At 70.4% G+C, this 18804-nt stretch carries 15 protein-coding genes and 1 tRNA gene; 8 read left to right on the top strand and 8 right to left on the bottom strand.

Annotation, left to right across the window (positions count from 1 at the left end):
* Positions 1 to 38 precede the first annotated feature (38 nt).
* From infB to HND91_RS17940, 6 genes are all read left to right on the top strand, one after another.
* Positions 39 to 2777 (top strand): translation initiation factor IF-2, encoded by a 2739-nt coding sequence (infB, locus tag HND91_RS17965; RefSeq protein WP_181707982.1) that lies wholly within the window; start codon positions 39 to 41, stop codon positions 2775 to 2777.
* A gap of 212 nt (positions 2778 to 2989) precedes the next feature.
* Complete coding sequence (gene rbfA / locus HND91_RS17960; RefSeq protein ID WP_181707981.1) at positions 2990 to 3415, top strand: 30S ribosome-binding factor RbfA; 426 nt, start codon at positions 2990 to 2992, stop codon at positions 3413 to 3415.
* Between the two features lie 85 nt (positions 3416 to 3500).
* Complete coding sequence (gene truB / locus HND91_RS17955; RefSeq protein ID WP_181707980.1) at positions 3501 to 4430, top strand: tRNA pseudouridine(55) synthase TruB; 930 nt, start codon at positions 3501 to 3503, stop codon at positions 4428 to 4430.
* Positions 4431 to 4464: 34 nt separating this feature from the next.
* Positions 4465 to 4734, top strand: coding sequence for a 30S ribosomal protein S15 (rpsO, locus tag HND91_RS17950; protein WP_181707979.1), 270 nt, complete (start codon positions 4465 to 4467; stop codon positions 4732 to 4734).
* A 322-nt stretch (positions 4735 to 5056) separates the two neighbouring features.
* Positions 5057 to 7186 (top strand): polyribonucleotide nucleotidyltransferase, encoded by a 2130-nt coding sequence (pnp, locus tag HND91_RS17945; RefSeq protein WP_181707978.1) that lies wholly within the window; start codon positions 5057 to 5059, stop codon positions 7184 to 7186.
* A gap of 164 nt (positions 7187 to 7350) precedes the next feature.
* Positions 7351 to 7626 carry a hypothetical protein gene (locus HND91_RS17940; RefSeq protein WP_181707977.1) on the top strand — a complete coding sequence of 92 codons (276 nt, stop codon included), beginning with the start codon at positions 7351 to 7353 and terminating at the stop codon, positions 7624 to 7626.
* A gap of 120 nt (positions 7627 to 7746) precedes the next feature.
* Here HND91_RS17940 and HND91_RS17935 read toward each other — a convergent pair whose 3' ends face one another.
* The 8 genes from HND91_RS17935 to HND91_RS17900 all read right to left on the bottom strand — a co-directional run bounded on the left by HND91_RS17935 (position 7747) and on the right by HND91_RS17900 (position 16494).
* Positions 7747 to 8139 carry a DUF1236 domain-containing protein gene (locus tag HND91_RS17935; protein WP_181707976.1) on the bottom strand — a complete coding sequence of 131 codons (393 nt, stop codon included), beginning with the start codon at positions 8137 to 8139 and terminating at the stop codon, positions 7747 to 7749.
* 261 nt (positions 8140 to 8400) lie between these two features.
* Positions 8401 to 9774, bottom strand: coding sequence for an FAD-dependent oxidoreductase (locus HND91_RS17930; RefSeq protein WP_181707975.1), 1374 nt, complete (start codon positions 9772 to 9774; stop codon positions 8401 to 8403).
* The gene (locus HND91_RS17925) at positions 9771 to 10250 is read right to left on the bottom strand and encodes a GtrA family protein (protein ID WP_181707974.1); all 480 of its coding nucleotides are present in this window, start codon (positions 10248 to 10250) and stop codon (positions 9771 to 9773) included. The genes HND91_RS17930 and HND91_RS17925 overlap by 4 nt, the downstream gene beginning before the upstream one ends.
* 112 nt (positions 10251 to 10362) lie before the next feature.
* Positions 10363 to 11574, bottom strand: coding sequence for a glycosyltransferase (locus HND91_RS17920; protein ID WP_181707973.1), 1212 nt, complete (start codon positions 11572 to 11574; stop codon positions 10363 to 10365).
* A gap of 721 nt (positions 11575 to 12295) precedes the next feature.
* On the bottom strand, positions 12296 to 13729 hold the full coding sequence (locus HND91_RS17915) for a UbiA family prenyltransferase (RefSeq protein ID WP_181707972.1): 1434 nt from the start codon (positions 13727 to 13729) through the stop codon (positions 12296 to 12298).
* Between the two features lie 118 nt (positions 13730 to 13847).
* The gene (locus tag HND91_RS17910) at positions 13848 to 15317 is read right to left on the bottom strand and encodes a hypothetical protein (RefSeq protein WP_181707971.1); all 1470 of its coding nucleotides are present in this window, start codon (positions 15315 to 15317) and stop codon (positions 13848 to 13850) included.
* A gap of 377 nt (positions 15318 to 15694) precedes the next feature.
* Positions 15695 to 15770, bottom strand: a tRNA-Ala gene (locus HND91_RS17905).
* 346 nt (positions 15771 to 16116) lie between these two features.
* A complete protein-coding gene (locus HND91_RS17900; protein WP_181707970.1) occupies positions 16117 to 16494 on the bottom strand; it encodes a TIGR02300 family protein in 378 nt (125 codons plus the stop codon).
* A 287-nt stretch (positions 16495 to 16781) separates the two neighbouring features.
* On the opposite strand from HND91_RS17900, the gene aroA reads away from it, so the two are divergent.
* The gene (gene aroA, locus HND91_RS17895) at positions 16782 to 18134 is read left to right on the top strand and encodes a 3-phosphoshikimate 1-carboxyvinyltransferase (RefSeq protein WP_181707969.1); all 1353 of its coding nucleotides are present in this window, start codon (positions 16782 to 16784) and stop codon (positions 18132 to 18134) included.
* Positions 18131 to 18757 carry a (d)CMP kinase gene (cmk, locus tag HND91_RS17890; protein WP_181707968.1) on the top strand — a complete coding sequence of 209 codons (627 nt, stop codon included), beginning with the start codon at positions 18131 to 18133 and terminating at the stop codon, positions 18755 to 18757. Before aroA ends, cmk begins: the two co-directional genes overlap by 4 nt.
* The last annotated feature ends 47 nt before the right edge of the window (positions 18758 to 18804 follow it).

Raw genomic sequence — 18804 nt, 5'->3', positions numbered from 1 at the left:
ATGCGAGGCCTCTTGACCGGCGAGGATAGAGCACACGTATGAGCGATACGAAGAACACTGACGACAAGACCCTGAGCGTCGCCCCGAAGAAGGCGACCCTGTCCCTCGGCCGGCGCACCGTCGAGCAGGGGACCGTCCGGCAGAGCTTCAGCCACGGGCGGACGAAGGCTGTCGTCGTGGAGAAGAAGAAGAGCCGCGGCCCCGGCCATGGCGAGGGAGCGCCGGCGCCGTCCCAGACGGCCGCGCCCGCCCGCGCCGAGCAGTCGCCGCAGCGCGGCGAGCCGCGCCGCGACCAGGGCGGCCAGCCGCGCCCGCAGGACCGGCGTCCCAACGCCGGCGGCATGGTGCTGCGCTCCCTGTCGCAGGACGAGATGGAGGCCCGTCAGCAGGCGCTGGCCCAGGCCCTCGCCCGTGACGCCGAGGAGAAGCGCCGCGCCGCCGAGGAGGCGCGCCGCCGGGTCGAGGAAGAGGCCCGCCGCAAGATAGAAGAGGAAGAGCGCGCCCGCCGCGAGGCCGAGGAGGCGCGTCTTCGCGCCGAGGCCGAGGCCCGCGCCGCCGAGGAGGCCGCCGAACGGGCCGCCAACGCCCCGGCGCTCGCGGCGCAGCCCGCCGCCCAAGCGCCTGCCGCCGCCCCGGACGCGTCCGCGCCGGCCGCGGAGCCGGCCGTCACGTCCGTCCGCCTGACGGGCACCGAATCCAAGCGCCCGCCGGTGATCGAGATCCCGTCGCCGGCGCGGCCGAAGCCGGCCGCCGCCGCGACCCCGGGCGCCCCGGCCGCCGCCGCCGACGAGGACGACGAGAGCCCGCGCGGCCGCACCGCCGCCTCGGCGGTGAAGAAGGCGCGCGTGCCGGCCCCGGCGCCGGTCAAGCGCGCCGAGGAGGACCGCCGCAAGGGCCGCCTCACCATCACGGCCGCGCTGACGGACGACGAGGGCGAGCGCTCCCGCTCGCTCGCCGCGCTCCGCCGCCGCCGCGAGAAGGAGAAGCGCGCCCAGCAGTCCGGCCCGCGCGAGAAGGTCATGCGCGAGGTGGTGCTGCCGGAGGCGATCACCATCCAGGAGCTCGCCAACCGCATGGCCGAGCGCGCGGTCGACGTCATCCGCCTGCTGATGAAGCAGGGCCAGATGCTGAAGATCAACGACGTGATCGACGCCGACACGGCGGAACTGGTCGCGACGGAGATGGGCCACACGGTCAAGCGCGTGTCGGAGTCCGACGTGGAGGAGGGCCTGTTCGCGGCCCCCGACGCCGCCGCCGACACGGTCTCCCGGCCGCCGGTCGTCACCATCATGGGTCACGTGGACCACGGCAAGACGTCGCTCCTCGACGCCCTGCGCCAGGCCAACGTGGCGGCCGGCGAAGCGGGTGGCATCACCCAGCACATCGGCGCCTACCAGGTGGAGATGAACGGCCAGAAGGTCACCTTCATCGACACCCCGGGCCACGCCGCCTTCACGGCGATGCGCGCCCGCGGCGCCAAGGTGACCGACATCGTGGTGCTTGTGGTGGCCGCCGACGACGGCGTGATGCCGCAGACCATCGAGGCCATTGCCCACGCCAAGGCGGCGGGCGTGCCGATGATCGTGGCCATCAACAAGATCGACAAGCCGGACGCCAAGCCCGAGCGCGTGCGCACGGAACTGCTGCGCTACGAGGTGCAGGTGGAGTCCATGGGCGGCGACATCCTCGAGGTGGAGGTGTCGGCGACCAAGCGGATGAACCTCGACAAGCTGCTCGAGGCCATCCTGCTGCAGTCCGAGGTGCTCGAGCTCAAGGCCAACCCGGACCGGGCCGCCGAGGGCATCGTGGTCGAGGCCAAGCTCGACAAGGGTCGCGGCCCGGTGGCGTCCGTGCTGGTGGAGCGCGGCACCCTGAAGGTCGGCGACATCGTGGTGGCGGGCTCCGAGTGGGGCCGCGTGCGCGCGCTCCTCGACGACCACGGCCGCACCGTCCCGACCGCCGGCCCGTCCATGCCGGTCGAGGTCCTGGGCTTCCAGGGCACGCCGGACGCGGGCGACCGCGTCGCGGTGGTGGAGAACGAGGCCCGCGCCCGCGAGATCACCGAATACCGCATCCGCCTGAAGCGCGAGAACATGCAGAAGCGCGTGTCCGGCGCCCGCGGCTCGCTCGAGCAGATGATGAGCAAGCTCCAGACCGCCGGTCGCAAGGAGTTCCCGCTCGTCGTCAAGACCGACGTGCAGGGCTCGCTGGAGGCGATCATCGGGGCGCTCGACAAGCTCGGCAACGAGGAGGTCGCGGCCCGCATCATCCACGGCGGCGTCGGCGGCGTGACCGAGTCCGACGTGACCCTCGCGGAAGCGTCCGACGCGGCCATCATCGGCTTCAACGTGCGCGCCAACGCCCAGGCCCGCCAGGCGGCGGAGCGGTCCGGCATCGAAATCCGCTACTACAACATCATCTACAACCTCGTGGATGACGTGAAGGCGGCCATGTCGGGCCTCCTCAGCCCCGAACGCCGGGAGACCTTCCTCGGCAACGCCGAGATCCTGGAGATCTTCAACATCACCAAGGTCGGCAAGGTCGCCGGCTGCCGGGTGGTGGAAGGCGTGGTCGAGCGCGGCGCCAGCGTCCGCCTCATCCGCGACAACGTGGTGATCCACGAGGGCAAGCTCGGCACCCTGAAGCGCTTCAAGGACGACGTCCGGGAAGTGCACGCCGGCCAGGAATGCGGCATGAACTTCGAGAACTACCAGGACATGCGCGCCGGGGACGTGATCGAGTGCTTCCGCGTCGAGGAGATCGCGCGGACGCTCTGACGCCCGCGCATCGAGCCTGAACCAGACGGGACGGCGCCCGGCGGACGACCCCGCCGGCGCCGCCCGACCCCGGGCCCGGACCCGAACAGCCGACGTGAGCCGGTCTCCGCATGCCCGCGAGGGCGGCGGCGCGGCATCGTCCGACGCCCGCGGGACGAGGCCGGCCCGGCCGGCGGCCGACCGCGCCGGGGCCCGAACGGAATCGAGAGACCATGAGCAAGCACGCCTCCCGTGGCCGGGACACCGCCCGCGGCCCTTCCCAGCGCCAGCTTCGCGTCGGCGAACTGATCCGCCACGCCATCGCGGACCTCCTGTCCCGTGGCGAGATCATGGACGAGGCGGTCACGGCGCTGATGATCACCGTTCCGGAGGTTCGCATCTCGCCGGACCTGAAGAACGCCACCGTCTTCGTCACCCCCCTCGCCGGCGGCGACCCGGCGGCGGCCGTGAAGGCCCTGGAGCGCAACAAGCGGTGGATCCGCGGCCAGGTGGCCACCCGGATCAATCTCAAGTACGCGCCGGACCTCGTCTTCCGGTTCGACGACCGCTTCGAGGAGAGCGCCCGGATCGACGCCCTCCTGCGCAGCCCCGAGGTGCGCCAGGACCTCGGGCCCGACGACGAGACCGCCGAAGACTGACCGCGCGATCCTCTTCAAGGCGCGCCCATCCCGCATCCGCCGCGCGCCGGTCCGATCCCGGCCGGGCGAACCGACGAGATCACCCATGTCCCGCAAGAAGAAGCCCAACACCGTCCACGGCTGGATCGTGCTCGACAAGCCCGTGGGGATGACCTCCACCCAGGCGGTGGGGGCGATCAAGCGCCTGTTCGGCACCTCCAAGGCCGGGCACGCCGGCACGCTGGACCCGCTCGCCTCCGGCCTTCTGCCGATCGCCCTCGGCGAGGCCACGAAAACCGTCCCGTTCGTGCAGGACGGCCGCAAGCTCTACGCCTTCACGGTCCGCTGGGGCGAGGAGACCTCGACGGACGACACCGAAGGCCCGGTGATCGCCACCTCGGACGCGCGGCCGACCGCCGACGACATCGACGCGGTGCTGGACGAGTTCGAGGGCGAGATCCTGCAGACGCCGCCCGCCTTTTCGGCCATCAAGGTCAACGGCGAGCGCGCCTACGACCTCGCGAGGGACGGCGAGGAGGTGGTGCTGGAGGCCCGCCCGGTGACCATCCACCGGATCGACCTGGTGGCGACGCCCGACGCCGACACGGCGGTGTTCGAGGCCGAATGCGGCAAGGGCACCTACGTGCGGGCGCTCGCCCGCGACATCGGCCGCCGGCTCGGCACCCGGGGCCACGTGACGGCGCTCCGGCGCCTGGCGGTCGGCCCCTTCGGCGAAGCCGACATGATTCCGCTGGACACATTGCGCGACTTTTGGCAAGAGGACCCGGCTGACGGCCGTCTGGCCGCCGCACTCCGCCCCGTCGAGACCGCGCTGGACGACATCCCGGCCCTGGCCGTGACGGCGACGGACGCCAACCGGTTGCGCTCCGGCCAGCCGGTTCTCTTGCGCGGACGGGACGCTCCCGCCTTCGAAGGACCCGCCTACGCGACCTGCCAGGGGCAGCTCGTCGCGTTCGGGGACGTCGAGCGAGGCGAGCTCCACCCGAGGCGCGTCTTCAACCTGACCGCCGCCTGACGGCGCGGTCGACCCAGCCTAGAAGGATCCGACGATGTCGATCACGGCCGAGCGCAAGGCTGCGCTCATCAAGGACTATGGCACCAAGGACGGCGACACCGGGTCGCCGGAAGTGCAGGTGGCGATCCTCTCCGAGCGCATCGCCAACCTGACCGAGCACTTCAAGACCCACGGCAAGGATAACCATTCCCGCCGCGGCCTCCTGAAGCTGGTGAGCCAGCGCCGCCAGCTGCTCGACTACCTGAAGAAGTCGAGCGAGGAGCGCTACGCGACGCTCATCGGCCGCCTCGGCCTGCGCCGCTGACGGTTCGACGGGCGGGGAGCGACCTTCACGGTCGCGCTCCGCCCGTCGGTGTTTTTGGACGATTTGAACGCCCTCGCGCCGAAAACGTGCTATGGGCGTTCGTCAGGCGGTTTCCGCACGCGGCGGACACCCCCGAACCGGCGACCAGCGCCGATCCCCGACTGTCGAGAGCACCGGGATCGAGGCCCGTCGCCGCCACCCGGCGCGTTCGGCCATGGGGCAGGATTGCCGGACGCTTCGCCGCCGATCGCCGGCCCGAAGCGTCCCGCCGTCTTGCCCGTGGTCCGCGGCGCCGGATCCCACGACAAGACAGGAACGATCCATGTTCGATATCCAGAAGGTCGAGATCGAGTGGGCCGGGCGCCCGCTGACCCTCGAGACCGGGCGCGTCGCCCGCCAGGCCGACGGCTCCGTGCTGGCCACCTACGGCGAGAGCACCGTGCTCGCCACCGTCGTCTCGGCCAAGGAGCCGAAGCCCGGCCAGGACTTCTTTCCGCTGACCGTCAACTACCAGGAGAAGGCGTTCGCCGCCGGCAAGATCCCGGGCGGCTACTTCAAGCGCGAAGGCCGTCCGTCCGAGCACGAGACGCTGACCTCGCGCCTGATCGACCGCCCGATCCGCCCGCTCTTCCCGGACGGGTACAAGAACGACACCCAGGTGATCGTCACGACGCTCTCCCACGACATGGAGAACGCGCCGGACATCCTCGCCATGGTGGCGGCCTCCGCGGCGCTCACGCTCTCCGGCGTCCCCTTCATGGGCCCGATCGGCGGCGCCCGCGTCGGTCTCATCGACGGCGCCTTCGTGCTGAACCCGCCGGTCGACTCCATGGCCGACTCCAAGCTGGACCTCGTGGTCGCCGGCACCCATGACGCGGTGCTGATGGTGGAGTCCGAGGCCAAGGAGCTGGACGAGGACACCATGCTGAAGGCCGTAATGTTCGGCCATCAGGGCTTCCAGCCGGTGATCGACGCCATCATCCGCCTGGCCGAGCGCGCCGCCAAGGAGCCGCGCGACTTCACCGCCCCGGACTTCTCGGCCATCGAGCAGCGGATGCTGGAGATCGCCGAGACGGATCTGCGCGACGCCTACAAGATCACCCGCAAGCAGGACCGCTACGCCGCCGTCGACGCCGCCAAGGCGAAGGTGATGGCCGCCTTCTTCCCCGAGGGCGCGGAGCCGGAGTTCTCCAAGGAGCAGGTGGCGTCGGTCTTCAAGGACCTGCAGGCGAAGATCGTCCGCTGGAACATCCTGGACACGGGCCTGCGCATCGACGGCCGCGACCTGAAGACCGTCCGCCAGATCGTCGCCGAAGTCGGCGTCCTGCCCCGCGCCCACGGCTCGGCCCTGTTCACCCGCGGCGAGACGCAGGCCCTGGTGGTCGCGACCCTCGGCACCGGCGAGGACGAGCAGTTCGTGGACGCCCTGGAAGGCACCTACAAGCAGAACTTCCTTCTGCACTACAACTTCCCGCCTTATTCGGTGGGCGAGACCGGCCGCATGGGCTCCCCGGGCCGCCGCGAGATCGGCCACGGCAAGCTCGCCTGGCGCGCCATCCGGCCGATGCTGCCGGAGAAGCACGAGTTCCCCTACACCATCCGCGTGGTGTCGGAGATCACCGAGTCGAACGGCTCCTCGTCCATGGCCACCGTCTGCGGCTCGTCGCTGGCGCTGATGGACGCGGGCGTGCCGCTGAAGGCCGCCACCGCCGGCATCGCCATGGGCCTGATCAAGGAAGGCGAGCGCTTCGCCGTCCTGTCGGACATCCTTGGTGACGAGGATCATCTCGGCGACATGGACTTCAAGGTGGCCGGAACGTCCCAGGGCATCACCTCCCTGCAGATGGACATCAAGATCACCGGCATCACCGAGGAGATCATGAAGGTGGCGCTCGAGCAGGCCAAGGGCGGCCGCGAGCACATCCTCAATGAGATGGCCAAGGCCATCACCGGCGCCCGCGCCGAGCTCGGCGAGTTCGCGCCGCGCATCGAGGTGATGAAGATCCCGACCGACAAGATCCGCGAAGTGATCGGCACCGGCGGCAAGGTCATCCGCGAGATCGTGGAGAAGACCGGCGCCAAGATCGACATCCAGGACGACGGCACCGTCAAGTTCGCCTCCAGCGACATGAAGGCCATCCAGGCCGCCATGAACTGGGTGAAGGGCATCGCGGCCGAGCCGGAGATCGGCGCGGTCTACGAGGGCACCGTCGTGAAGGTCGTCGACTTCGGCGCCTTCGTGAACTTCTTCGGCTCCCGCGACGGTCTCGTCCACGTCAGCCAGCTCGCCCCGCAGCGCGTCCAGAACGTCAAGGACGTGGTGAAGGAAGGCGACAAGGTCTGGGTGAAGCTCGTCGGCTTCGACGAGCGCGGCAAGGTGCGCCTGTCCATGAAGGTGGTGGACCAGGCGACCGGCCAGGAGATCAAGGCGGACGAGCGCGCCGAGGGCTGAGGCTCCCGGATCGTCGATCCCCGACAATCGAGGGCCGGTGCGGGCTGATCCCGCGCCGGCCCTTTTCGTCCCGGCCACCGCGGCTCGCCGCCACGGCCGCACTTGACTTCCAGCGCGTCCGGCCCCTTCATGCGGCCGCGCTCAAGACCGGTCCATCAGCCTCCATGTCCACGAACAAGATCCCCGTCGACACCACCCGCTTCTCCGGCACCGACGCAATCCTGTCCGCCGTGGGCGCGACGCTCCTGATCGTGACGGAGATGCTGGGCGCCGTCTTCGCCTTCGCCTGGGCGATCGGCGGCCTGCTCGGCATCGGCGACACGGCGACCTACGTGCTGATGGCGGCGGTGGGCGTTCCGGGCGTGCTGGCGTCCCTGTCGCTGACCCGGCGCATCCTGCGGGTCGAGACGCACCTGCGCAAGGCCCCGCCGCAGGCCTGATCGCATCTCAGGGCATTCCGATATCAAGAAAAAGCCGGGCGCCCCGTCGGAACGGGTCACCCGGCCTTGCTCCGGCCGGCGCGTTGCGCCGACCGCTTCGGATCCCGTCGCCGCTTGGGCTTACTCGATCACCTGGATCACCTGGCGGGTCTGCGGCTCCACGATGACGCGCTGGTTGTTCACGATGGCGTAGCGGTACTGGGTGTACTGCGGCACCTCGTAGAGCGTCACGGTCTGCGGCAGCGGCTGGCCGACGACGACCTGCTCCTGCACCTGGACCGAGGGAACCTGCTGCTGGACCACGTACTCGCGGACCTCGGCCTCGGGCGGAGCCACGATGGAGCCGAGCGCGGCACCGGCGACGCCGCCGACCGCGGCACCCACCGGACCGCCCACGATGGCGCCGGTGACGGCGCCGCCGGCGGCGCCGCTGACGGTGCCTTCCTGAGCAGAGGCCGCTGAGGCGGCGAACGAAACCATAAGGGCGGCGAGAACGGTAGCCGTCTTCTTCATGATGAAAGCCTTTCCTCTCACGTTGTCACGGCGGAACAACGGTGGCGGCGGGCGTTGGTTCCTTGACGCCTGCGGACGAAGACTTTCGATGGTGAAGGGAATAAGTTGCCGGTGCGGCCGTTGGAGCCGCCGGTCCGCCGTCGATTTGTTCATGAAGCGGCGTGACGGTGGCTGAAAGCGCGGCGAGGCCGGCGCCGGCCTGACCGCCGGGAAGAGGAGCCGGCGCTCGCCGCGCCGACCCCTCGGTTCGTGAACTCCCGGTCAGATCCGCGCGACCACCGGCTCCGGCCGGGCGGCCGCGGCCTCGGCGGGGCTTCTCGCCAGGTCCGCCAGGATGCGGTCGGCCATCTCGTTGCCGTCGCGGACGGCGTAGTTGGTGCCGCGGTCCATGGGGTAGATCTGGGAGAAGTTGCACATCAGCACGCCCGGGCAGGGGGTCTGATAGGGCAGGAGCTTGTTCTCCTCGAAGCCGATGTCGACGATATGCTGGGCGTTGCGCAGGCGGAACACGGCGTCGTCCACCACCTGTCCCGGGTCGAACTCGGGAAAGATCGTCTTCAGTTCGGCATACCAGCGCCGCTTCAGATCGGCCGGATCCATCGACATGTACTCGTGCTCGGCGGGCACATAGTCGCCGATGTAGTAGATGTTGAGGCCGCCGAACTTCTCGGCGCCGACCAGGTTGCTGAGGCTGAGGAAGACCACGAACGGCGCGTTCGGCGTGTTCACGTTGTGCCAGTAGTAGGGCGTGATCTTCTGCGGCGTGGCGAACACCTGGACGCAGGCGTCCAGGTAGTCGATCGACCGGAGCTTGCGGAAGTAGGCGGGGTCCCGATCCTCGTAGGCGGGCATCATGGCGGCGAGCACGTTGCTCGGCACGGTCGCCAGCACCCGGTCGAAGCGCTCCTCCCCGGAACCGGTCGCGACGACAACCTGGCCGCCGTCGTTCCGCAGGCTCGACACCCGGGTGTCGAGGCGGACGTCGACGCCGCGCTCCGCGAGCCGCTTCATGAGGGCGTCGGTGATCACCCGGAACCCGCCGTCGAAATAGCCGAGCGCCTCGCCGATCTTCGGGTCGCGGCTGTCCACGCGCTGCTTCACGCGGCCCCACAGCCACGACATGGTGACCTTGTCGTAGTAGCGGTCGAACTTGCCGCGCAGGAGCGGCTCCCAGATCACGTCGGTCACCCGCCGGCCGGCGTTCTTGCGCAGCCATTCCAGCGCCGTGATGGTGCTGAGCTTGCGCCAGTTCTTCACCCGCTGCAGGTAGAGCACGGTCACGCCCGCCCGGATGCGGTCGGCGAGGCTGATCGGCGTGAAGCGGATCAGGTCCGTCGGCGACATCATCGGGTAGAGCACGCCGTCGTAATAGGTGGAGACGGACGAGGGGTGGAAGGTCAGCTTGTCCGTGAGGCCGAGCTCGTCCACGAGCGACAGGATGTGGGCGTCGGTCTTGTAGAGGAAGTGATAGGCCTTCTCGACCGGATGGCCGGCGAGGGTGAAGCCCGCCGCGAGGCCGCCGACCTCGCTGCCGCTCTCGAAGACGGTGACCCTGGCACCCGCGTTGGCGAGCCGGTAGGCGGCGACGAGGCCGGTGATGCCGCCCCCGATGATGCCGATGGATGGTGTGCTCACGAGGCTGACTTCTCCAATTCCAGATCGAGGACCTTCGGCTTGTGGAAGGTGATCCGCGAGTTGAGCAGATACTGGATGGCGAACACCACCGGCAGCGACAGGATCTTGCCGGCGTTGGCGCCGAGGCCCTCGTAGGCGGCGAGCTCGATCACCCCGTAGCCGGCGAGGTAGCCGATGGTCGCCACCACCACGAAGGAGGCGAGGCGGAGCGCCACGTGGTCGGTGGTGCGGAAGTTGTGGCGCGCGTTGAACGCGAAGCTGAACAGCACCGAGGTCGGCACCGAGATCGAGTGGGCCACGACCGCGGAGGTTCCGGCGCCGTTGTAGAGGAGGAGGAAGAGCACCACGTCGAGACCGGAGGCGGTGGCGCCGATCACCAGATACTTCAGGAGGTGCTGGTGCTGGACGGCGCGGGTCCTGGCCTGCGTCCAGATCGTGTCCGCGGCGGACCGGGAGGTCGGGGGAGAAGGGGGCATCATGAGCATCCTTGAACGGACGGAGTGCGACCGCCGACGCCCCGCCCGGCCCCGGAACGGGACGGGCGCGGCGCCATCCGGCGGCCGGTTGAGGGACGGCTCGCGCCCGCGGTCACGGCGCGCGACCCCAGACGAGCATCTTGGTGGCCACGAAGTTCCACACCACGGTGATCAGCGCGCCCGCGATGGCCGGCACCAGGTAGAGGAGGTCGGCGTAGACGTCGTGGATCATGGAGGCGACGCCCACGTTGGCGAACACCCCCACCGAGCAGACCAGGCTGAAGATCACGAAGCCGCGCCAGAAGCGCAGGCCCTTCAGGGTGGCGTCGTTGTAGGTGATGAGGTTGTTGACCGTGAAGTTGAAGAACATCGACCCCACGGTGGCGATCAGCTGGGAGGTCACGAACGAGGCGTGGAACAGGTCGTGCGCCGGCACCAGGAGCATCAGATGCACCAGGATGCCGAGGCTGTTGATGAGGGCGAACGACAGGAAGCGCGCCGGCACGTGGATGACGCGCCCGATGGTCTTCTCCAGGAAGAACAGCAGGAAGTCGTACATCACCCGCCGGTCGAGCTTGGACTCCCCCTGCGCCCTCGCGCGGAAGCGGAACGGCACCTCCTCGACCCGCGGCCGGGGTTCGGCCGACGTGATGACGTCGAGCAGGATCTTGAAGCCGAGCGCGGACAGGTCCGGCAGGGCCCGCTTCAGCGTCTCGCGGCGCATGGCGAAGAAGCCGGTCAGCGGGTCGGTCAGGTCGAGGCCGAACAGCCGGTTGGCGAGGGCGATGCCGGTGTTGCTGATCTTCACCCGCCGCTCCGTCCCAAGGCCCTCCTCGACGCCGTCGCCGAGGAAGCGGCTCGCCGCCACCACGTCGGCCTCGCCGGACGCGACGCGGCGATAGAGCTCCGGTAGCACCGCCTCGTCATGCTGCATGTCGCCGTCCATGACGGCGATCACGTCCGCGGCGGCGGCGAGCGCGCCTTCCACCACGGCCGACGAGAGGCCGCGCCGATTGTGCCGCGAGATCAACCGGACGCGCCGGTCCGTGCGCGCCAGCCCGCGCACCACGTCCGCCGTGTTGTCCGGCGAGGCGTCGTCGACGAAGATCACCTCCCAGCCGATGCCCGCCAGGACCCGCTCCAGGCTGGCGACGACCGCCCCCACATTGTCCCGTTCGTTGTAGGTCGGCACCACCACGGAGAGCTGGATGCCGGGCGCCGCCGCCTCTGTCGCCACGTCCGTCGGGGATCCGCGGCCGAGGACGCCGCCGGGTGGGACGGTGACCGGATCACGCGCGACAGGCCGGGTCTGAACCGTTTCCATGATGCTGATGTCCTTAACAGTTCGCGGGTATCCGCCCGCACGCGGGTCCGCCGCGAGGCGGATCGAGCACGGCTCAGACGATCGCGTCGTGCCCCCGGGGCCCGGCGGAACCGGATCCGCGCGATGGGTTCGTCAGCTTCGAGGCGCGCACCGTCCGGAACCGACGTTCGGCCGAAGGGCGCAGGGCAAAGGGTTTCTGTTTAATAATCAAAGACAACAATCTATTCTGGCCGCGGGTCTAGCCGGAGGCCCGGCGGACCGGGCCGAGGGACCGGCGCCCGGGGTGCCGAGCGCCGGCGCCGGTCCGCGACGGACCCGCGACGGCGGGAAGTCGCTCGTCCAGGCGCGGAAAGACCCGACCTTCCGACGGTGTGGCATGACTGACCCGCATGGAGTCTCCACGATGCTAGTGGCCGGTTCCGCGCACGCGCGACGAGATGCGAGGCAGCAACGGCCGGGGACCGCGGCGGACAATAGGATAAATAAATTGTAAAGTCACCATATGTTGCCGGGCAGCAACTTGAGCGGAGCCGGTGGAACTGACGATTCGGCTGCGGATCCGCCGCCCGTTTCGCTGCCTGCACCGTTCCTTCTCGGCGTTTCCTTCAGTGGCGGCTCCGCCCCGGCTCGTCGGCCGGGATCACCGGTCCGACGCTCCGGCGCCCGCCTCGAGGTCCAGGACCCCGTCGAGGGCCGGAGGCCGGCCCTCCCGGTCCGCGCGTCAAAGGGCGAGAAGCATCAGGAGGAGGATCACGCCTCCGCACAGCCAGCTGATCCGGTCCCGCAGGGCGAACAGCACCGGATCCTCGTTGAGCTCGCCGCGGTTGGCCAGGAAGAGGACCCGGGACACCCAGTAGAGCTGCACCACGTAGGTGATCCGCAGCACGTCCGGATGGGCGTAGAGCATTTCCACCTGGTCGGCGTTCAGATAAAGGGCCACCACCAGCACCGACAGGTAGCCGGACGCGGCGGCGAGCGGCAGCAACAGCCGCATGTCCTCGAACCGGTAGCCGCGCCCGGCGGGGGGCGCCCGGCCTTCCCGCTCCCGCGCCGAAAGTTCGGCGTAGCGCTTGGCGACGGCGAGCGAGAGGAACAGGAACAGGCAGAGCATCAGGAGCCAGTCCGACACCGCAACGCCGGTGGCCGCCCCGCCGCCGAGCACCCGCAGCGCATAGAGCCCCGCGAGCGTCACCACGTCCACGAACACCTTGCGCTTCAGGACGGTCGAATAGGCGACGGTGGCCGCCATGTAGACGGCCAGATGGCCGAGGAAGGCGGCGGGCAGCGCGATGGCCGCCACGGTGACGGCGGTCGCCAGCAGGCCGGCGGCCATCAGCGCCCCCTGGCCGACCGGCAGGGCGCCGGACGCGAACGGCCGCCGGCGCTTGGTCGGGCTCGCCCGGTCGCACTTGAGGTCCAGGAGGTCGTTGAGCGCATAGGCGCTCGACGCCGCCAGCGAGAAGCACAAGAAGGCGAGGCCCGCCGCCGCCAGGGTGGAGGCCGACAGGGCGTGGCCGAGCACGACGGGCAGGAACACCAGGGCGTTCTTGGCCCACTGATGGGTTCGAAGCGCCCGCACGACGGCGAGGGCGCGCGTCCGCGTCGGGGAGGGCGCGCCGGTGTCGTCGCCGTCGTCACGCACGAAGAGCAGCGTTCGTGCCCCGCGCCGGACCGAAGCGGCGCCCTCGAACCGGACGAGGGCGTCGAACCGCCCCGGACCGAGCGCGTCGGCGGCCGCCTCGACGGCGGTTCCATGACCGGAGGTGTCGAGCACGCCCGCCGCGCCGAGGCGCCGGGCGAGCGCCTCCACCTGGCGCCGGTCGGCCGCGGAAGCGAGCAGCACCCGGCGCCCCGCCGCGACCGCGGCGCGGATCTCCGCCTCCGCGCGCGGATGGAGCGGCACGTCGTCGAGCGGACCCAGGCGGTCGTTGACCTCCGCCTCCAGCCGGCGGGCGCCCTTGAAGGCCCAGAGCAGCATGTGCGGCACGGACCGGGGCTGGTCCGACGCCAGGCGCAGCACGGCCTCGTGGAGAAGGGGCGAACGGACCAGCGCGCCGTCCACGTCGACCACGAGCGGCAGGTCGGAGCCGACGTCCTCGACCGGCGCGAAAGCGTCTGGCGGCGCGGTCCGGCGCGCGAGCTGCGGCATCGTCATGCGGATCGTCGTCCTGTCGGATGGGTCCGACAATCCATAGAACAGATGGCATGAATTCGCCGTTAAGCCGCCGACATCCCCGGACCGCCGGGTCGGCCGCTGGGGTCGCCGGTCGCCGTCAGGTCTTCGGCACCAGGACCAGCGAGGGGAAGCGCCGCTCGATGGTGTAGTTCTCCAGGATCGCCTGCTCGAGCGCCTCGGGCACCAGGTTCTTGTCGAAGAAGTCGTCCTGCAGCTGGAGGCGGCCGTAGTAGCGGGTGCGGATCCGCTCCATCAGCAGGTCCGGCGTCACCCGGCCGGTCTTCAGCTTCTGGCCGTAGTTGAAGAACTCCAGCTCCAGAGGCTTGCCGGCCCAGAAGCACATGGACAGCATGTGGCAGGCGACCGGCCCGTCCGTTCTGGCGAGGCTGTCGATGAGGTCCACGTAGTGGGCTTCCCGCGCGCCCACCCAGCGCCAGTGGTTGTGGGCGCCGTTGGCGGTCGTGGTGCCGGCCAGAAGCGGCGCGCAGAGGAGGGCCGTCATGAGGGCGAGGGCCGTCCCGGGCGCGTATCCGGCCATGGCCAGGTGCTCGCCCATCACGACCGAGAGCATCATCAGCGACACCGCGGTGGCCAGAACCACGTCGAAGAGGGCGTTGAAGTTGACGCCTTCGCCGCCGAGGGCGGGCACCCCCACCAGGAGGCCGACCGCGTAGACGAGGAGGATCAGCCGTGTCCCGGGATCGCGCCACCGGAGGACCGCCAGGACGGCGACGGCGATGCCGAACGGCGCGAACGCCTCCGCCAGTTCGCCGATCATGCGCTTCATGAGGCCGGGATCGAACACGCGGGCGTGCAGAAGCACGCTGCGGAACACGGAGGGGCCGTAGGCGAGCCAGCCCGCCAGCAGGCTCGCCACCGTCGCGGCCGCGCCGGTGAGGCAGAAGACGAGGAGCGCGCGCCGGTCGTGGATGGCGAGCCAGATCGCGACCGCGAGCGGCATGACCACCAGGTTGTGCTTCACGAGCCCGCCGGCGAACAGCAGAAGGGTCGCCACCACCAGCCGCCCGGCGCCCGGCACCAGGGTCGAGCCGGTCACCAGCACGGCGAGACCGCCCATCTGCAGCGCGTGGCCGAACCATTGCGGGTCGTTCATGGCCGTGTAGTTGTTGAACCACATGCCCGCGTAGATCAGGAGCACCAGGGGCGCCGCCAGGGCCACGTAGCCGTTGCGCGTCAGCGCCCGCGTGACGATGCCGAGATTGACGGCGGTGACGAGGAGGCTGAGAGCGGACAGCACCCGCCCGGCGACCAGCGGGTCGTCCACCACGAGCGTCACCAGGGCGATCGCGTAATAGGAGAGCGGCGGGTAGTTGTTGGTGACGAGCGCGTCGAGATCCGGATAGAGCGGCGTGCCGGCCAGAACCGCGGCCGTGTGATAGGCGTTGTAGCCCTCGTTGTAGTTCAGCGGGATCTTGAGGGCGATCTGGCCGAACGGCACGGACATCAGGATCGCCGCGACGCCGAAGAGGGCGAGAAGCACGATCGCCTTCAGGGCGAGTTCGAAACCCGGGTTCCGGGCCAGATCCAGATCCACGCGTGCGTTCATGATGTCCCCGGGCGCGATTGCCGGGACATTAAACATTCAATTCCTACATAGCAATTGGCCGGCCTGATCCGACGGATGCAGATCGGGACCGGTTGTTCGTTGTCCCTCGCGCCCGACCGCCCGGTGCCAACCGACGGTGCCCAGGCAGCTTCCGGAGCCGCTTTCACCTGACGATCGGGGCGTTGTCCCGATTCTGGCCGCTCCCGCACTCGGAGCGGACGGTACTTGGGCGGCGATCACGTACGGCTCCGTCCCTCGAGGGACGGCCGGTGACATGTGGTCGTACGACAGAAGCGTGCCCAAAGACGCTCTGAAGGCGGAGACCCCTTCGCGGGTGGGTGCGTTCGCCGGATGCGGCGTCAGTGCGGAAGGGAGGTTGGTGGAGCCAAGGGGAGTCGAACCCCTGACCTCTTGAATGCCATTCAAGCGCTCTCCCAACTGAGCTATGGCCCCACTCGAGGTCGCCGGTCCCGAGGGATCGGCTTCAACGTCGCTCGCCGTTTCCGGCGCCGCCGGTTTGGGTACCGGCTCGACGCGCCGGGATATACGAAGCAACGGATCGCCGATCAAGTCCTTTTTTCGCCGTCGACCCAATCGGCCCCGGGCCCGGCGGAAAACGGCAGGAATCCCGGCGGCGCCGGTTCCCGCCCGGCCGCGCCCGCCAGCGCTCCCCCGGGTTTCGACAGGGCCACGATGCTGATCCGGCGCAAGAAAAAAGAGCGCGAGGGTCGCTCGCGCTCTTGCGGGGATTCGTCGATGGCCCTGACGGCCAGGAAGCGCCCGGACGGGCGGCGCGCGGTCAGCGCTCCTCCTCGTCCTCCACGTCGCCGATGATGTCGGACACGTCGCCTTCGTCTTCCTCGTCCTCCTCCAGGAAGGTGTCGTCGACTTCGGCGTCGTCCTCGATCTCCGCGTCCTCGATGTCGGGCACGTCGTCGCCGTCCGCGTCCTCCGCGTCCTCCAGGGACACGAACTCCGGACCCGCCTCGACGATGTCCTCTTCCTCGTCCTCGGCATCCTCGTCGGCGACCGCGGCCGACGGACGCGCCTTGGCGATCAGATGCGGGTCGAAGGGCGCGCCGCAGCGCGGGCACAGGATGGGGCTGCGGTTCAGGTCGTAGTATTTGGCGCCGCAGCTCGGGCAGAGGCGCTTGGTCCCAAGTTCCGGTTTCGCCACGGGCTTGACCTCAAGAATTAGACGGGGGAAGGGCTGGGATTCGGGGATCGGACATAGACGCTCCCCGACACCCTGTCAAAGACGAATTGGTGGCGGGCCCGCGCCGGGTCCGCGCGCCGCCCGCGGATGACGGCGCGCCGGCCCTGTGCTAGAGCGACCGGCAATCCGACCCGCCGGCCGATACCGGTTCACGAGCCCCGCCGGCCGACGCCGGCTCGAAACCCCGCCGGCGAAGGCCGGCCTGAAACCCCGCCGGCGAAGGCCGGCCTGACACGAAGAGTCCCGCCATGGGTTCCCACGCCGCCGCCCGCCCCCTGTCCGCCGGCCGATCCGGTCCGCTCTCCGGCCGCATGCGGGTGCCGGGGGACAAGTCCATCTCCCACCGCTCGCTGATGCTGGGCGCCCTTGCGGTCGGCGAGACCACCATCGACGGCCTCCTGGAGGGCGACGACGTCCTCAACACCGCCAACGCCATGCGGGCCCTCGGCGCCACCATCGTGCGCGAGGAGACCGGACGCTGGCGCGTCCACGGCGTCGGCGTCGGCGGGCTTCTGGAGCCGACCCACGTGGTCGACTTCGGCAACGCCGGCACGGGCGTGCGCCTCTGCATGGGCCTGGTGGCGAGCCAGCCGATCGCCGTCACCTTCACGGGCGACGCCTCCCTGGTGAAGCGCCCCATGGGCCGGGTGCTCGATCCCCTGCGCCAGATGGGCGTGGAGGTGCTGGCCCGCTCCGGCGACCGCCTGCCGCTGACGATCCGCGGCGCCGCCGCTCCGATGCCGGTCACCTACCGGGTCCCGATGGCGTCCGCCCAGGTGAAGTCCGCGGTCCTTCTCGCCGGCCTCGGCACGCCCGGCCTGACCACCGTGGTGGAGCCGGTGTTCACCCGCGACCACACGGAGCGCATGCTCGCCGGCTTCGGGGCCGCCATCTCGATCGACACCGATCGGGACGGCGTGCGCACCATCCGGCTGGAGGGCCGTCCGGAGCTGAAGCCGCAGGCGATCACCGTGCCGTCCGACCCGTCGTCGGCCGCCTTCCCGATCGTCGCCGCCACCATCGTGCCCGGGTCGGACATCGTGGTGGAGGGCGTCCTCATGAACCCCGCCCGCATCGGCCTCATCGAGACCCTCCTGGAGATGGGCGCCGCCATCGAGGTGGTGGCCGAGCGCCAGACCGGCGGCGAGACGCTCGCCGACCTGCGGGTCCGGTCCGCGGAGCTGAAGGGCGTCACGGTGCCGGCGAGCCGGGCGCCGTCCATGATCGACGAATACCCCATCCTCGCCGTCGCGGCGGCCACCGCCGCCGGCGAGACCCGGATGAGCGGCCTGGAGGAGATGCGCGTGAAGGAGTCCGACCGGCTCTCCGCCGTCGCCAACGGCCTCAAGGTCAACGGGGTGGACTGCACGGAGGGGCCGGACTGGCTGGTGGTGCGCGGCGGCCCGGTGCCGGGTGGCGGCCTCGTCGCCACGCACCTGGACCACCGCATCGCCATGAGCTTCCTCATCCTCGGCTTCGTCGCCCAGTCGCCGGTGACCGTGGACGACGCCGCCATGATCGCCACCTCCTTCCCGACCTTCGAGAGCCTGATGACCGACGCCGGCGCCAGCTTCCGGGCGGACGAGGACCGGGCCGCATGAGGATCGCCATCGACGGGCCCGCCGGCGCCGGCAAGGGCACGCTCGCCGAGCGCCTCGCCGCCCACTACGGCCTTCCCTACCTGGACACGGGCCTTCTCTACCGGGCCATCGGCCGGCTGATGGCCGACGCCGGGGCCGACCTGGACGATCCGGAGGCGGCCGGGGCGGTCGCGCTGGCCCTGACGGCCGAGGATCTCGCCCGCGACGACCTGAGGGGCCGGGAGGCGGGCGAGCTCGCCTCCCGGGTCGCCGTGCACCCGAAGGTCAGGGCCGCGCTCGTCGACTTCCAGCGCGCCTTCGCGGCCCGGCCGGAGGGCGCCGTCCTCGACGGCCGCGACATCGGCACGGTGATCTGCCCGGACGCGGACGTGAAGCTCTTTGTGACCGCCAGCGCGGAGGTGCGCGCGCGCCGGCGCACCGACGAACTCGCCGCCAAGGGGCGCGCGCCGGACTTCGAGCGCATCCTCGCCGAGATCCGCGAGCGCGACGCCCGCGATTCCAACCGGGCCGTCGCGCCCCTGAAGCCGGCCGACGACGCCGTCATCCTCGACACCAGCGATCTCGACCGCGACGCCGCCTTCGCGGCGGCCCTGGCGGTGATCGAGGCGCGCCGGACGCCCTGACCTCGGTCCGGGCCGCCTGTCCTGGAGCGCTTTCCGACCTGACGGAC

Source organism: Chthonobacter rhizosphaerae, assembly GCF_013839525.1.
Taxonomy (GTDB): domain Bacteria; phylum Pseudomonadota; class Alphaproteobacteria; order Rhizobiales; family Pleomorphomonadaceae; genus Chthonobacter; species Chthonobacter rhizosphaerae.
The sequence above is the reverse complement of the archived record's forward strand: the minus strand, read 5'-3'. Positions and strand labels throughout refer to the sequence as shown.